Raw genomic sequence first — 14,993 nt, forward strand, 5'->3', positions numbered from 1 at the left:
GCCTGGATTGCTGCACAGGCCGGAAACTTGATCAAATTTGATCCAGACTCCCAGTCTCCGCTGTCACCAAGGAACGCGTTTATCCTGTGATTATCTTCCGTTACCTCTGCCGCGAGCTGCTTTTCGCCACGCTGGCAGTCAGCGCCGTGTTGCTGCTGATGGTGATGAGCGGCCGTTTCGTCAAATACCTGGCCGAGGCGGCTGCCGGGGACCTGTCCGCCGGTATCCTCTTTTCCCTGATGGGGTATCGCCTGCCTGGATTTCTCGAGCTGGTCCTGCCGCTGGGATTCTTCGTCGGCATCCTGCTCGCCTACGGGCGCCTCTATATAGAAAGCGAAATGACGGTGCTGCATGCCTGTGGCTTCAGCGAGCGCCGCCTGTTGACCTACACCCTGGCGCCGGCGCTGCTGGTGGCACTGGTGGTGGGGGCGATGAGTCTCTACTTCACACCCACCGGTGCAGAGCGCTCCTCCGGTCTGTTGACCGCGGACAAATCCCGCAACGAATTCGATCATCTTGTGCCAAAGAAATTTGTTTCCACGGAAGGGGACCGGGCGGTTTATTACGCCGACGCCCTGAGTGAAGACAAATCCACCATGTATGACGTTTTCCTGGCAGAGCTGGGATCAACTCGTGCAGACACCGAGACGGATTACCAGATCGTGCATTTTGCCCGCGAGGGGGTACAGCAGATCGATGCCGACACGGGCCTGCGTTACCTGGTGCTGAGGGATGGTTACCGCTACGAGGGTGTGCCGGGGCAGCGGGACTACCGGGTGATGAAGTTCGACAGTTACGAGATCCTGCTGGATATCCCACGGCTGCGCCAGAGCCAGAGTGACCGGATTGAGGCCGCCTCGACGCTGGACCTGTTGCGCAGTGACGGGCGCGAGGAGCGGGCCTTCCTGCACTGGCGCTTCAGCCTGCCGCTACTGGTGCTGGTAGTGGCAGTGCTGGCCGTGCCATTGAGCCGTACCAACCCGCGGCAGGGGCGTTACGCGAAGATGATCCCGGCCATCCTGCTTTATATGGTTTACCTGGTATTGCTGCAGGGCGTGCGCGGTGCAGTGGAGGATGGAAAGATCGAAAATCCAGCGGCCATCTGGCTGGTCCATCCCCCGTTCCTGATCCTGGGGCTGTTGCTGTTGGGTGGGCGCAATTGGGGTCGACGACCCAAGCGCAGTCCCGCCGATGGCGCGCCCGCGGCAGATCCGGAGGCCCGCGATGCATAAGCTCGACTGGTATGTGGGCCGCACTGTCGCGATGGCCATCGGCGCCGTGCTGATGGTGATCCTCGGTCTGGACATCATTTTCGCCATCGTCGATGAACTGGGCGAGATGGATGCGGAGTATCAGACCGCCCAGGTGATCCAGTATGTCATCTGGACCATCCCCGGGCGCCTCTACGAACAGCTGGGCTTTTCGGCCCTGGTCGGTTGCATGGTCGGCCTCGGCACCCTGGCCGGGACCAGCGAGCTGACGGTGATGCGCGCAGCCGGGGTGTCCATCGGGCGGATCGCCTGGGCCGTGATGAAACCTGTGATCCTGCTGATTGCCCTTGGGCTGGCCTTGGCGGAGTTTGTGGTGCCCATTACCAACCAGACCGCAGAGAGCCGCAAGGCGATTGCCCTTGGCGATCTGGAAGACGCAGGACTCGAGAGCGGCATGTGGATGCGCGACGGGGATGAGTTTATCCACTTCAATGCCGCCCTCTCCGGCGGTCGCCTGTACGGTATTACCCGCTATCACTTCGGCGGAGAGCGTGAGCTGGAATGGGTGGAGTTCGCCGAGCGAGCGCAGTTTGCGGAGGACAAGTGGATACTGAACAACAGCCGCGCCACACGCTTCTCCGAGGAATTTGTGGAGAGTGATGCCCGTGAGCGGGGAACCTGGCAGACTGATATCTCGCCGCAGCTGTTCTCTCTGGTAGTGCCGCTGCCGTCAGATCTTTCACCCAGCAGTCTCTGGTCCTACGGCCGCTTCCTGGATCGCAAGGCCCAGGATGCCAGCCGCTACTGGCTGCAGTTCTGGAAGAAGCTGCTGCAGCCTCTGACCATTGCCAGCCTGGTGATGGTAGCCATTTCCTTCATTTTCGGTCCCTTGCGTGAGGTGACCACCGGCCTGCGGGTGTTTACCGGGGTGATCGTGGGCATCGTGTTCCAGACCTTGCAGGACATGCTCGGGCCGTCATCCGTGGTGTTCGGCTTCCCGCCCTTTATCGCCGTGCTCGTGCCCATCCTGCTGTGCTTTGCGGTGGGCTGGATGCTGTTGCGGCGGGCGCGCTAGCCCGCCTGTCGGTTAGTTCTGGTCTGCTGAATCCTCGCCCGCCTATTTCTTGGTGGGCTTGGGTAGCAGCCGGACCTGGGAGTCGGATGCCAGGTCGTGCCAGCTGGCCCGGTCTGTCCGCGTCCAGCCCCAGAAATATCCCGCTCCGAAGACCGCAATAGACACCGGGGCGACCAGGGCGCGCATCACGCACTGTGTCCAGCTCAATTGCACACCCTCCGGGCTGGCAACCATCAACCGCCAGGCGCGCATGCCAATGGTCTGTCCGGCACCCCGCCAGGACCAGAAATAGTATCCGGCGACAACCAGGATCATCCCGGCCTGCAGCAGCGGCCCGCTGACGCAGGGGCTGTAATCCAGCTCGTCCGGGCGGCAGTCCAGTCCGCCGAACACGGATGCGACCATCATTGCCAGGAATCCATAGACCACCAGCAACCCCCCGAGTATCAGCAGGTCATAGACCAGTGCTGCCAGGCGTCTGCCTACACCGGCATATGGCAGTTCAGTGAAACTGGTAGGGGACTGTTGTTGCGTCACGGGTTACTCCGCCAGATCTGGTGTTGTGGCGGCAGATTCTATCAAAGGCGGGGGCGTGGTGGGGGTGGGGGGGATGTTTCAGTGCGCGGAGCGGACTTCCGTGTCCGGCAGTCGAGTATCAGAACTCGTATTCGAAAGAGAACTTGAACTTGTCGTCGGAGAGGCGCACATCGTAATCGAAGGCCTGGCCGATCTTGCCGTGGCCGTCGGTGTAGCGGAGCAGACCGTTGCTGTTGCTGCGACGGTTCTGTTCCCGCCAGGTGCGCCAACCCATCTTGAGGATCTCATTGACGGCCTTGCCGCCGGTGGTGGGCTCAAATTCATCCGGATTGGTGTACATTTGCAGCCACTGGTAATTCAGCTGGCGCTGCACATTGCCCATGGAGTTGTTACGCAGATTATCCGCTGCCTCGTAGAGGGCGGTATTGTCCATGCCGAAAGCACTGTCGACGAAGAAGGCGTTGTCGGCCTGCAGGTTCAAAGCAGTGTTGGAATCGGGGATGAACAGTTCGTCGGCGAGGCAATGGGTGGAAATGGGCGACAAAAACAGGGCGAACACGTACGGGAGGTGTCGGCTGACGCGAAAGCGATTGCTGCAGAGTTCCATTGGATCTACCCCAGGGTGTTTACTTCTTCCTGTGCGGTGTATGAACAGCCGCTGAATTTATTATGGTTCACCCGTTTCGAACTGTTGTATCTCATATCCACCACGAGCAGTGCAAGCCTGATCTGTGGACTTTGTGTGGAATTTGGTCATTGCGTCACAGGCCGCATGAGCGCTGGACCCGTTTATTGTTGTCCAAAATTCCGTGACCGAGACAAGCCCCGCGCCATTGTTTTTTATCACCTCGCACGCGGCGCAAAAAACGTTGATATGCAAATTTAATCTAGGAGGCGCCAACGCAGCACCATAGCGATTGGCGCGCGATTCCTCTTGCTGCACCTGCATGACAGCGTTGTCTTTTTTGCTGCGCTGAAGCAGAATGGAAAGCTGTCGAGCTCATAACCAATAACAGTCAGAAGCCCTATGCACCGTTTACTCACCATAATCGCACTGGCACTGCTGGTAGCCGCCTGCGGTCAGTCGCAAGAGACGCCACCGCCTGCCGCACAGCGTATCGCCGACCACTTCACTGTCAGCCTGGAGGTACTCACCAACTTCCAGGGGGTAGACAAGGCGCTGCGGGCAGACTGCAAGCGCGCAGGGGGCAGTGGTGCCATTTGTTCCACTTACCGCATCAGCCTGACCAATGGCGGCATGGCGATCGCCGCCAGTGAGCGGGACTGGACACTGTACTTTCACAGCATTCGCCGCACCTTCAGCCTGCTTAACCGGGACGATTTCAAGGTGGAGCATGTAAAGGGGGATCTGCACCGGCTGAAGCCCAATGCGCATTTCGCTGGTATTGCCGCCGGCGAGACTCTGGAGCTGGATTTTCTGGCAGAGAACTGGATGCAGTTCGAGTCGGACTTTATGCCCCGGCTGTTCGTAGTGGGTGCCGATGGCGAGGCACTGGTGATCGCGTCCACGGACCGCGACAGCATCGAGGGGCTGGTGAAGCCCATCGGCAAGAATGACCCGGACAACTGGAAGCGCACCGCCGCGGATGCCAACGTCCTGGCCGATGCCGCCAGTCGCTATGCAGACTTCACCGCGGAGGCCAGCGCCCAGGTGGATTCCTGGCGTGAGCGCATTATTCCCCGTCCCCTGAAGACCAAGGTTGTTGGCGAGCCGGTGGAGATCGGCAGCGGCATCGCCCTGATGCCGGGATCGCTGGACGACCAGAGTCTCGCTGTGATCGAAGGGCGCCTGGAAACTCTCGGCCTGGCGGGCGGCGGTAACGAGGCTGCTTATCCCGTAAAGGTCTCCATTGATCCGGCGGCATTCGCGGACAGCGTCTCCGGTGCCTATCAGCTGGAGACACAATCAGAAGGTGCCCGAATCGTCGGTTACGACCAGGCCGGCGCCTTTTACGGGCTGCAGTCTTTGCTAGCGCTGGCAGACGTCCGGCAGCAGACCCTGGCCCGGGTGGTGGTGGAGGATGCGCCCCGTTTCGAGCACCGCGGCATGTTCCTGGACGTAGGGCGCAACTTCCACACCAAGGCCGTAGTACTGCGGATGCTGGAGCAGATGGCCGCCTACAAGCTGAATCGCTTTCACTTCCACCTGTCCGATGACGAGGGCTGGCGGCTGGAGATTCCCGGGTTGCCGGAGCTGACTGAGGTGGGGGGGCGCCGCTGCTTCGACCTGAATGAGGACCAGTGCCTGCTGCCACAGCTGGGCTCCGGTCCCAGTACCGATAACAACGGCAGTGGTTACTTTTCCGTCGATGACTATGTCGAGATCCTGCGCTATGCCGCCGCGCGGCATATCGAAGTCGTGCCTGAGTTTGATATGCCGGCCCACGCCCGCGCTGCCGTGGTGGCGATGGAAGCCCGCTACCGCCGCCTGGCAGAGAGCGCGCCGGAGCAGGCCAGCGAGTACCGGCTGATCGACCCGGAGGACGACACTGAATACCTGTCCGTGCAGTTCTATAACGACAGCTACATCAACCCCTGTATCGATTCCACTTACCGCTTCGTGAACAAGCTGATTCGCGAGGTGCAGGCCATGCACGCTGTTGCCGGTGTACCACTGGAGACCTGGCACTTTGGTGGTGATGAAGCCGTCAATATCCTCGCCAGCGGCAGCTTTGAGAACGCGCCCGGCAGCGATCCGGAAAAAGGCGACGTACCCGCCTCCGCCCGCAAACAGCCCTGGAGCGATTCGCCGCAATGCCAGAAGTTGGTGGCGGAGGGCAGCGTGGAATCCATGGACAAGCTCGGTGAGCACTATGCCAAGCGCGTGAGCGTGCTGCTGGCTGATGCCGGTATTGCCACCATGGCCGCCTGGAACGATGGCGTTAAGCGAATCGACGAGGCCGCTGCGGAACTCGCTACCAGCGACAACTACGCCAATTCCTGGGGGCCGCTGTTCTGGGGCGGTGGAGATGAGAGTGTGCACCTGGCCGAGTCCGGCTTCGACGTGGTGCAGTCCCATTCCGATTTCCTTTACTTCGATATGCCGTACGAGGTGGATCCGAAGGAGAGCGGCTACTACTGGGCCTCCCGTTATATCGATACCGAGAAGACCTTCAGCTACGCGCCGCTCAACACGGCGCAGCTGGCGGAGGTGTCTACCGACCGTGACGGCAACGGCTGGTCCGCCAGCTCTGCCCCGGCTGAATTCGTCGAGCATGTGCGGGGGATCCAGGGGCAGCTGTGGAGCGAGGTAGTGCGCACTGATGCCCGGGTAGAATACATGGTGTATCCGCGCTTGCTGGCCCTGGCGGAGCGGGCCTGGCACCGCGCCTCCTGGGAGCTGTCACCGCAGGAGGGCCAGACCTTCTCGGCGGAAACCGATCTGGTGGACAAAGCCGCACTGGCCCGTGACTGGGCGGAGTTTGCTGCCACCCTGGGCCACAAGGAACTGCTCAAACTGGATCGCGCCGGTGTGGGCTACCGCGTGCCGGTACCGGGCGCCGTACGGTTGAATGGTGAGCTGCAAACTGCCGTGCCTTTCCCGGGTCTGCCGGTGGAGGTGTTTGATGACGAGCGCTGGCTGCCGGTGGAGAATGCAGCAGCTAATGCCAATATCCTGTCGGTGCGGGCGCGCAGTGCCGATGGCCATCGTGCCGGCCGGGCGGTGGATTTGCCGGCAGCCGCAGAGACTGCGAGCCGTTAATCCGACGCCCGCTTCCCGGCGGGCGTCAGGGGCTCAGCATAGCGGATACTAACTAATAGCCGCTATCCTCGGGATGGGCGGTAAAGATCACGGAGGCGGGGCTGCCTGTCTCCGGATCCAGGGGTTCTTGCAGGCGCACCAGTCTCAGGCCCTTCTCATCCAGTAGCGCCATCCAGTCTGCGAGCGTGCGGAAATACCAGGGTGGCGGGTCGCAGAATTCCTCGTTGAACCCCTGCCAGGAGCCTGGGCGCCAGCCGCTGCGGTAGTTCCCATTGGCTGTGGTCCAGGGATGCAGTGTCTGGATCAGTAAGTGGCCCCCGGGCTGGAGCAATGTCGGGGCCGCGGCCAGCACCTGTTCCACCGATTGCCGCCCGATCAGGGAAAAGTTGCATACCAGCAGGTCGAAGCGGGACGGGAAGCATCCGCTTTCCAGCTCGTCATAGCGCAGTTGCAGGAAATGGCTCCCGGCCTGTGAGCGGGCACGGGCCGCCGCCACCAGTTCCTCGATTGCGTCCACTCCCCACATCTCAACGCCCTGCGCCGACAGCGCGCGACAGAGCCATCCCTCACCACAGCCGATATCCAGTGCCGTGCGCGGCCGGAGCCCCATAGCGGCGGCTACAATTGCACCATCGGTTATGCGGACCCGACTGCCGATTTCGGCACCCTCGATGGCCCGTTGCCATGGTGCAGCGTTGCGTCGCCAGCTGCGCAGGACTTTTTCGTCGCTGAATTCGGAATCGGTCATGATCTGTGCTGCGCTCCGGTAGGAAATCCCCAAAGCTGGGTGTAGTGTCCCAGTGTACCGAGGGAGAGGGAATAAGAGAGATAACGATATGCCCCGTGAAATGATCTTTGATTATGTCATTGTCGGCGGTGGTTCCGCCGGCTGCGTACTGGCAAATCGGCTGAGTGCCGATGAAAAGCACCGGGTCTGCCTGCTGGAGGCCGGAAAATCGGACCGCAGCCTGCTGATACAGATGCCGGCGGGTATCAGTTACCTGGTGCCGGGCAAGGGCCATAACCTGCATCATTACACCGAGCCGCAGGCGGAGCTGAATGACCGGCGCCTGTTCTGGCCCCGCGGGCGGACCCTGGGTGGCAGTAGCGCGATCAACGCGATGATTTACATCCGCGGTAATGGCGCCGACTACGATGCCTGGGAAGCTGCAGGCAACCCCGGGTGGGGATGGCGTGACCTGTTGCCATACTTCCTGTTGGCTGAGGGCAATGAGCGAGGCAGCGATGCCTACCACAGTGGTTATGGCCCTCTGGCGGTATCGGATCTAAAGTGGCGCACGGAATCCGGCAAGGCCTTTGTGCGTGCCGGCCAGGCGGCAGGGCACCGTCACAACAGCGACTTCAACGGCAGCCGGCAGAGCGGGGTGGGATTTTACCAGGTGACCCAGAAGCGCGGTCGGCGCTGTTCCTCCGCGCGGGCCTATCTCCACCCGGTAAAAAACCGGCCTAACCTCAGTGTCTTCACCAAAAGCCAGGCTGCCCGACTGATATTCCGCGGTGATCGGGTCGTGGGCGTCGAGATGCTGAATGGCCACCGCATTCTGGCCAACCGTGAGGTGCTTCTGTGCGCCGGGGCGATCCAGTCACCGCAGCTACTGATGCTCTCCGGCATCGGGGATGAGACTGCCCTGAAAAAAATGGGCATTGTGCCCCAGGCACACCTGCCCGGGGTGGGGCGCAACCTGCAGGACCACCTGGATGTGACGCAGGTGGTAGAGGCGTCAGCCCCGGTCACATTCTCCACCGCGTTCGGGGCCATGCTGAAAAATGCGGCGCACCTGCCGGAGTTCCTGTTGGCCAACCGTGGGCCGCTGACCAACAACGTGGCGGAAGCCGGCGGTTTTGCCAGTTCCAGCCTGGCCGGTGCCCACCCGGACGTTCAGTTCCATTTCACCGCAGCGCCACTTTTTGAGCATGGCCTGAAAAAACAGCGCGGATATGGCTATTCGCTACACGCCTGCGCGCTGCGTCCGAAAAGTCGCGGCGAGATTACGCTGGCAAGCCGCAATCCCAGGGACCTGCCGCGCATTCAGCCCAATTACCTCAGCGACGCGGACGATTTGCAGGTATTGGTGGAGGGGTACGAGATGGCCTGGGAAATTCTCCAGCAGGAAGAACTGAAGCGTTACCAGAAGCGGCTCTGGAGCCCTGAAAAGGCCCTGAGCAAGCGCAAAGATATCGAGTCCTTCATCCGCCAGCATGCGGAAACCATCTATCATCCCGTGGGTACCTGCAAAATGGGCAGTGATGATGACGCTGTGGTCGATGCCCAGCTGCGGGTCCGCGGCGTGGATGGACTGCGGGTGGTGGACGCCTCCATAATGCCGACTCTGGTAAGCGGCAACACCAATGCACCGGTTATTGCCATCGCAGAAAAGGCGGCGGACCTGATCCTGAAAAAGGAGACGTCCGCGGCTGTCGACCTGGAAACAGTGGAACTGTAATGATCTGGCACTGCCCCATTTGTCGCTTGCCCCTGGAGTGCCGTGATGAGAGCTGGCATTGCGGCAACGGCCATCTGTTCGACCGCGCCCGCGAGGGCTACGTCAACCTGCTGCCGGTGCAGCGCAAGCATTCAAAAGAGCCGGGCGACAGCGCCGATATGTTGCGGGCGCGCCGGCACTTTCTCGAAGCCGGCCACTACCGACCGCTGGTGGAAGCAATTGCTGCCCTGCTGCCGTTTGAGTCTGGCCGACAGCTGCTCGATGTGGGCTGCGGCGAAGGGTATTACACACGGCAACTGTGCGCGGCCGGTTGGCCGGCAGATGCGCTGGCTGGTGTCGATATTGCCAAGGCCGGTGTGCGTATGGCGGCCAAAAGCCAGCCCGGCAGCCAGTATGTGGTGGCGGGGAACTTCGACCTGCCGGTGGCCGAGGACAGCGTTGACCATATTCTCCGGGTTTTTGCCCCCGGTGATGCAGAGGAGCTGAGCCGCGTGGTCAACCCGGGAGGATCGATCGTCGATGTGGCACCGGGTCCGGAACACCTGTGGTCTCTCAAGGGGGCCCTGTACAGGGAGCCGCGGCGACACGAACCGCCGAAGCCCCTGCAGGGTTTCGTGCCGGAAGTGGAGCTGCGCTGCTGTTTTCTGTTTACCCTGGACGGCCCGGAGGCAATCACCGATTTCCTGTCAATGACACCTTTCGCGTGGAAGGGCGATCCGCAGGCGCGGGCAGAGCTGGAGCAGCGCGAGCGTTTGCGCCTGGAGGCAGACTTTGTCGTTCGGCGCATGGTGTGCCGCAAATAAGCCCTTAGAACAACAAATCGATAGACTGAGCTGGAAGTACCCTGCCGATGGCAACCCCGAGAGATTACGGATATATGCAGCGCGCCCTTGAGCTGGCGGAAATTGCCGCTGAGCGGGGCGAAGTCCCCGTCGGGGCCGTGGTAGTGCAGAGCGGGGAGATTATCGGCGAGGGCAGCAATCGTCCCATCGGCAACTGTGATCCCAGTGCCCATGCCGAGATCGTTGCCCTCCGCCGCGCCGCGGAGCGTACCGGCAACTACCGCCTGCCCGAGGCCACCCTGTACGTCACCATAGAACCCTGTACCATGTGCTTTGGGGCCATGGTGCATGCGCGTATCGCAAGGTTGGTTTATGGTGCCACCGAGCCCCGCGCTGGTGTGGTGGAGAGTCAGCTCCAGCTGGGTCAGGCGGCTTTCTTCAACCACCGTATCGCTGTTGAGGGTGGGGTCATGGCCGATGAGGGCGGTGACCTTGTAAGGGAGTTTTTCCAGGGCAGGCGCTGAGATGGCACTGGCATTTCTGATCAATTCGTTACTGGTTGCCGTCGTCGTGGTGATTCATCACGAGGCCCTGAACGGCCTGTTCCGGATTGGCCAGAGGCTGACACTACACCGTCACCTCGGCCTGTTGATCGGTGTCTTCGGTGCACTGATTGCCCACGTGGTTGAGATCTGGCTGTTTGCCCTGGGGTATTACTACATGGTGCACTCGGATGCTTTTGAGACCATGCAGGGAAATTTTGACGGCAGCCTGATCGACTGTGCTTATTTCTCCTTTACCACCTACACGTCGCTCGGCTTCGGTGACATCGAGCCCCTGGGGCACCTGCGGTTCACGGCCGGCTTGGAGGCCCTGACAGGGCTGGTGATGATCACCTGGACGGCTTCGTTCATGTTCCTGAAGATGCAGAAATACTGGGTGAACAGACAGAATGGCGATGCCCGCTAGGCACCGCCAATAGCGGTTATCCAGCCGACCGCTTGCCCATAAAGAATTATCAATGCTCCGCAAGTGAAGCCCGGGGCAGGCAAGGTTTGTAGCAGTCATGAACCCCGGTTTTATCAAGATGGCCCTGATCCTGGGCCTGCTCAGTTGCGTTGGCCCTTTCGCCATCGATATGTACCTTCCCGCCCTGCCGCAGATCGCCGAGAGCCTGGACGCGCCGGTTGAGCTGACCCAGTACACCCTGATGTCGTTTTTCATCGCCTTTGGCGTCAGCCAGCTGTTCTACGGCCCGGCGGCGGATATGTTCGGGCGCAAGCCTCCCCTCTATTTCGGTCTGGGCTTATTTGCTGCGGCTTCCATCGGCTGCGCCCTGGCAACTTCCATCGAGTGGTTGATCGCACTGCGGTTCCTGCAGGGCATTGGTGCCGCGGCGGGTATGTCCATCCCCCGTGCGGTGATCCGCGACTGTTACACCGGCACCCGGGCCACGCGCCTGATGACCACGGTGATGCTGGTGATTTCCATCTCGCCGATGCTGGCACCGCTGGTGGGGAGCCTGGTGATTGCACCATTCGGCTGGCCAGCGGTGTTTGTCTCGGTGGGCCTGGCTGCGTTGCTCGGGCTGGCGCTGGCATTCTGGAGCCTGCCGGAAACGCTGGCGGAGAAGCACCGGGTGCCCTTCCGCTTTTCGGCCATGGTGCGCGCTTTCCGCAGTCTCTTCCGCGATCGTGGCTATATGGGCCTCACCGCCATCGGTGGGCTCGGCATGGCAAGCTTTTTTATCTTTTTGTCCACCTCATCTTTTATTTACACCGGGCACTATGGCCTGACGCCAACCCAGTTCAGCCTGGCGTTTTCCCTCAATGCCGTCGGCTTTTTTATCGCCAGCCAGTTCGCCGCTACCCTGGGGGAGCGTCTTGGGCAGGTGGTGGTGGTAAAGCGGGCCGTGGCCGGTTTCGCCACCAGTGCGACGGCCATGTTTGTGCTGTTTTCCCTCGGTGCCGATAGCTTCCCACTGCTGGTTACCATGCTGATGATCAGTAACGCATTTCTGGGACTGGTGGTGCCCACCACCATGGTTCTGTCGCTGGAGGCGCACGGCCCTATCGCCGGTACCGCTGCAGCACTGGGCGGTGCATTGCAGATGTTGCTCGGTGCGGTTGGTATCGTTCTGGTGAGTTTGTTTTTCGAAGGTGAACCATTGCCGCTGGTGGCCGGTATCATGACGTGTGCTCTGCTGGCACAGTGTCTTTCCATCATGACGTTACGGGTAGGCCCACAGCTGGCTACCGAGGCCTGAGACCGCCACACCACACACGATTCCTAAAAAACACTCATCAAAAAAGCAGGAAGCGCTCATGACCCAAACCATCGCGACCCTGATCTGCGCGTTATTGCTCGCCGCACCCCTAACGGCACAGGAGCTGGAGCTGCCGGATCGACTGCCGGCATTGCAGGAGGCTGATATCAGTTCCCTGGGGCAGAGTGACACCGGCGTTGCTGTTGGAGAAAAAGTGCCCGCTTTTTCTGTGACCACCCACAAAGGCGAATCCATGGCGCTGACCCGGCTGCTGGGGCAGGCACCGGTCCTGGTGGTGTTCTACCGCGGCGGCTGGTGCCCCTACTGCAATACGCAGATTCGGCAGCTGACGGAGGCGTGGCCTGAATTCGAGCGCCGCGGCGTAACGCCGGTGCTGATCAGCGCGGACAAGCCTGATGCCAGTGCCATCGCCCAGGCTACCTACGAAATTCCCTTCCCGGTATTGTCCGACCCGGACCTGAAGGCCCACGAGGCTTTCGATGTGGTGGTACAGATCGACGATGCCACCGCAGAAAAATACCGCGGTTACGGCATTGTGCTGGAAGACTGGTCCGGCCGGGATCACCATAAGATCGCCGCCCCGGGGGTCTTTCTGGTGGACGGTAATGGCATCGTCCAGTGGGCCCATGTATCCGAAGATTACAAGACGCGCCCCAGTGTTGCGCAGTTGCTGGCAATGCTGGACTCGAGAGCGGATGGTTGAGCGGGCAGTAACGGCAGATGAGTAAAACCCGACGCGTGTGGCGTACACAGAAGGCCGGCGCGATCAGCGACCTGCGCCTCGTTGAGGAGCCGCTGGCATCACTCGCGGCCGACAACGTCCGTATCGACGTCAAATCCGTCGGACTCAATTTTGCCGATATCTTTGCGCTGACGGGACTGTATTCGGCAACCCCGGAGGGCAGTTTTATTCCCGGCCTGGAGTTTGCCGGTCGTGTTACTGAGATCGGCGAGAAGGCAAATACAGACCTGGCAGTGGGTGACCGCGTGTACGGCTGCATCCGCTTTGGTGGCTACGCGGACTGTCTGGATGTACCGCCCCAGCACTGCCGGAAGATGCCGTCGGGCTGGCGCTTTGCCGAGGGCGCGGCCTTCCCGGTACAGAGCCTGACGGCCTATTACGCACTGAATGATCTCGGGGCGGTGAAGCCCGGGCAGGTGGTTCTTGTCCACAGTGCTGCTGGCGGTGTGGGTCTGCAGGCCATGCGCATGCTGCGTCAACTCGGAGCGACTCCCATCGGCACTGTCGGCTCCGCCGGAAAGCGTCAATTTCTGCGGGAGCAGGGTTTCGATGAGGTTATCGTGCGCGGACCGAACTTTGCCTCACAGTTAAAAACTACTCTCGCTGGCCGCCCCCTGCACGCGGTGCTGGATGGCATCGGTGGCAAGGTGCAAAAGCAGTCCTTCCAGTCGCTGGCACCGACCGGCAGGTTGGTGGTGTTTGGGGCTGCCGAATTCACTCCCGGCGACAAGCCCAATTGGCTCAAGGCCGCCTGGCTTTACCTGACTCGACCCCGCTACGACGTCATGGAGATGATCAGCAGCAATCGCTCGGTGTTGGCTTTCAACCTGATCTGGTTGTGGCAGGAGCAGTCGCTGTTTGATGCGTTGTTGGATGGCTGCGCAGGTTTAGACTTGCCGGCGCCGCATGTCGGGCATGAGTTTGGGTTTGAGCAGGCGCATGAGGCGGTTGAGTGTTTGCGGAGTGGGGGTTCGGTGGGGAAGGTGGTATTGAATGTTGGGGGAAGGTGACTCTAGCTTTGCAGTCTATTGGTTGCCCGTTGTTGATTACGGTGGAGAAGTGCTTGGTCAAACTGCGGTAGCGAATCTCGCTAGGGATTTTTGTTTGCTGGTTTCTTGTTGAGGATATGTAGTTGAAATTTTTTCTTCTTTTTAGACTCAGTCTAGTTTGTTTGGTTGAGTAATGATGTCTGTTATCAAATTGGCTGAAAAGTTATTTTTTTTCATTCTTGTTGCGAACCCTCTGGCTGTCAGTATCGCAATACTTGGGGTCTTGTTTGAGACTTTTTATCGGCTGGGTGTTTATTTTGATTGGTTTCAGTCTGGGAGAGAGCGGCTTTATATTGAATGTGGCTTTGTTGTCGCTTTAACTCTAATTATATGGCAACGCATAGTATGTTTTTTCAGAGTGCGTTAGCTTTGGAGGGGCGAGCATGGGGGGCGAGCATGGGGGGCGAGCATGGGGGGTGAGCAAAGCTCAGCGGTTTGGAGCATTTTTTCAAAAGCGACTTAGCTCCTGTTGCATATGAAAAGCGTCAGCATGTCGTGTTACCCGCATATAGGGTAGTTATCGCTGGGTTTGTTTTGAGAGTTTAAGGAGTGCGGCGTTTAAACAATTCGATCATTGCAGCTAGTATTTCGATATCATGCAGGGGAATAGAGGTTGAGAATAGCTGAAATTTCTTTTTTGCGCCTTTTTGTTGTTGCTAATTTTTTCTATTTTTCCATCATAACTTCCAGTTTTTTGTTGGCGCTTGTCTCGAAAGGAGCGTTGGAGAGTTTCACTGGGGACATGGCGTGGAACTATGTGTCCTCACCTGTGCTTCTCTTTGGGTATGTGTTGGTTCTTGTAGTGTTTTTTGCAATGTCTTTACTGAATCATATTTTTAAGAGGCGCTAATATACTCTGTCTTTTGGCGATTGTTTTGCTGGTGAATTCGCTTTGGTGGCGTCTGTCGTGGAGGTAAGGCAAAGTAAATCGAACCGGGTTGGTGTTCAAACCAATAACTCTAAGGCCTTTTGGGCCCTTCGAGTTTCGCAGCTGTAGCCAGCTGCTCATTGTTGATCGCGTCATGGACGCAAGGGGTCGCCGGTCTCTGCTGCCAGACAAAGAAGGCATGCGATGCGGGGGCTTTGCAGGGGAGGCGGCCGGACTAACCAAAAAAGCTTTG

13 protein-coding genes are annotated in these 14,993 nt (G+C 59.8%); 10 read left to right on the forward strand and 3 right to left on the reverse strand.

Annotated elements, in window-relative coordinates; all coding sequences use genetic code 11:
• The first annotated feature begins 86 nt into the window (after positions 1–86).
• On the forward strand, positions 87–1,232 hold the full coding sequence (lptF, locus tag AWR36_RS13330) for an LPS export ABC transporter permease LptF (RefSeq protein ID WP_067085823.1): 1,146 nt from the start codon (positions 87–89) through the stop codon (positions 1,230–1,232).
• Positions 1,225–2,286 (forward strand): LPS export ABC transporter permease LptG, encoded by a 1,062-nt coding sequence (gene lptG / locus AWR36_RS13335; protein WP_067085826.1) that lies wholly within the window; start codon positions 1,225–1,227, stop codon positions 2,284–2,286. Before lptF ends, lptG begins: the two co-directional genes overlap by 8 nt.
• A gap of 42 nt (positions 2,287–2,328) precedes the next feature.
• On the opposite strand, the gene AWR36_RS13340 is transcribed toward lptG, so the two are convergent.
• Positions 2,329–2,823 carry an RDD family protein gene (locus AWR36_RS13340; RefSeq protein WP_067085829.1) on the reverse strand — a complete coding sequence of 165 codons (495 nt, stop codon included), beginning with the start codon at positions 2,821–2,823 and terminating at the stop codon, positions 2,329–2,331.
• Between the two features lie 118 nt (positions 2,824–2,941).
• A complete protein-coding gene (locus tag AWR36_RS13345; protein ID WP_067085832.1) occupies positions 2,942–3,430 on the reverse strand; it encodes a hypothetical protein in 489 nt (162 codons plus the stop codon).
• Between the two features lie 420 nt (positions 3,431–3,850).
• Here AWR36_RS13345 and AWR36_RS13350 point away from each other — a divergent pair, with 420 nt between their 5' ends.
• Positions 3,851–6,547: a family 20 glycosylhydrolase gene (locus AWR36_RS13350; RefSeq protein ID WP_067085835.1), complete on the forward strand. Its 2,697-nt coding sequence runs from the start codon at positions 3,851–3,853 to the stop codon at positions 6,545–6,547.
• A 52-nt stretch (positions 6,548–6,599) separates the two neighbouring features.
• On the opposite strand, the gene AWR36_RS13355 is transcribed toward AWR36_RS13350, so the two are convergent.
• Positions 6,600–7,295, reverse strand: coding sequence for a class I SAM-dependent methyltransferase (locus AWR36_RS13355; RefSeq protein WP_067085838.1), 696 nt, complete (start codon positions 7,293–7,295; stop codon positions 6,600–6,602).
• An 88-nt stretch (positions 7,296–7,383) separates the two neighbouring features.
• Here AWR36_RS13355 and AWR36_RS13360 point away from each other — a divergent pair, with 88 nt between their 5' ends.
• From AWR36_RS13360 to AWR36_RS13390, 7 genes are all read left to right on the forward strand, one after another.
• Positions 7,384–9,012: a GMC family oxidoreductase gene (locus tag AWR36_RS13360; protein WP_067085841.1), complete on the forward strand. Its 1,629-nt coding sequence runs from the start codon at positions 7,384–7,386 to the stop codon at positions 9,010–9,012.
• Positions 9,012–9,815, forward strand: a complete 804-nt coding sequence (locus tag AWR36_RS13365; RefSeq protein WP_067085844.1) for a putative RNA methyltransferase — start codon at positions 9,012–9,014, stop codon at positions 9,813–9,815. Before AWR36_RS13360 ends, AWR36_RS13365 begins: the two co-directional genes overlap by 1 nt.
• Positions 9,816–9,862: 47 nt before the next feature.
• Complete coding sequence (gene tadA, locus AWR36_RS13370) at positions 9,863–10,318, forward strand: tRNA adenosine(34) deaminase TadA (protein WP_067085847.1); 456 nt, start codon at positions 9,863–9,865, stop codon at positions 10,316–10,318.
• Between the two features lies 1 nt (position 10,319).
• Positions 10,320–10,763 carry a potassium channel family protein gene (locus AWR36_RS13375; protein WP_067085850.1) on the forward strand — a complete coding sequence of 148 codons (444 nt, stop codon included), beginning with the start codon at positions 10,320–10,322 and terminating at the stop codon, positions 10,761–10,763.
• A 97-nt stretch (positions 10,764–10,860) separates the two neighbouring features.
• Positions 10,861–12,060, forward strand: coding sequence for a multidrug effflux MFS transporter (locus AWR36_RS13380; RefSeq protein WP_067085852.1), 1,200 nt, complete (start codon positions 10,861–10,863; stop codon positions 12,058–12,060).
• Between the two features lie 58 nt (positions 12,061–12,118).
• The gene (locus tag AWR36_RS13385) at positions 12,119–12,784 is read left to right on the forward strand and encodes a peroxiredoxin family protein (protein ID WP_067085855.1); all 666 of its coding nucleotides are present in this window, start codon (positions 12,119–12,121) and stop codon (positions 12,782–12,784) included.
• Positions 12,785–12,801: 17 nt separating this feature from the next.
• Positions 12,802–13,833, forward strand: a complete 1,032-nt coding sequence (locus tag AWR36_RS13390) for a zinc-binding dehydrogenase (protein ID WP_067085858.1) — start codon at positions 12,802–12,804, stop codon at positions 13,831–13,833.
• The last annotated feature ends 1,160 nt before the right edge of the window (positions 13,834–14,993 follow it).

The organism is Microbulbifer flavimaris (assembly GCF_001641755.2).
Lineage (GTDB): Bacteria > Pseudomonadota > Gammaproteobacteria > Pseudomonadales > Cellvibrionaceae > Microbulbifer > Microbulbifer flavimaris.

Bases quoted from the DNA above. Each gene is read 5' to 3' on its own strand.
- AWR36_RS13385 (WP_067085855.1), top strand. From the start codon at position 12,119: ATGACCCAAACCATCGCGACCCTGATCTGCGCGTTATTGCTCGCCGCA.
- AWR36_RS13375 (WP_067085850.1), top strand. From the start codon at position 10,320: ATGGCACTGGCATTTCTGATCAATTCGTTACTGGTTGCCGTCGTCGTG.
- AWR36_RS13360 (WP_067085841.1), top strand. From the start codon at position 7,384: ATGCCCCGTGAAATGATCTTTGATTATGTCATTGTCGGCGGTGGTTCC.
- tadA (WP_067085847.1), top strand. From the start codon at position 9,863: ATGGCAACCCCGAGAGATTACGGATATATGCAGCGCGCCCTTGAGCTG.
- AWR36_RS13355 (WP_067085838.1), bottom strand. From the start codon at position 7,295: ATGACCGATTCCGAATTCAGCGACGAAAAAGTCCTGCGCAGCTGGCGA.
- AWR36_RS13350 (WP_067085835.1), top strand. From the start codon at position 3,851: ATGCACCGTTTACTCACCATAATCGCACTGGCACTGCTGGTAGCCGCC.
- AWR36_RS13390 (WP_067085858.1), top strand. From the start codon at position 12,802: ATGAGTAAAACCCGACGCGTGTGGCGTACACAGAAGGCCGGCGCGATC.
- AWR36_RS13345 (WP_067085832.1), bottom strand. From the start codon at position 3,430: ATGGAACTCTGCAGCAATCGCTTTCGCGTCAGCCGACACCTCCCGTAC.
- AWR36_RS13380 (WP_067085852.1), top strand. From the start codon at position 10,861: ATGAACCCCGGTTTTATCAAGATGGCCCTGATCCTGGGCCTGCTCAGT.
- lptG (WP_067085826.1), top strand. From the start codon at position 1,225: ATGCATAAGCTCGACTGGTATGTGGGCCGCACTGTCGCGATGGCCATC.
- AWR36_RS13365 (WP_067085844.1), top strand. From the start codon at position 9,012: ATGATCTGGCACTGCCCCATTTGTCGCTTGCCCCTGGAGTGCCGTGAT.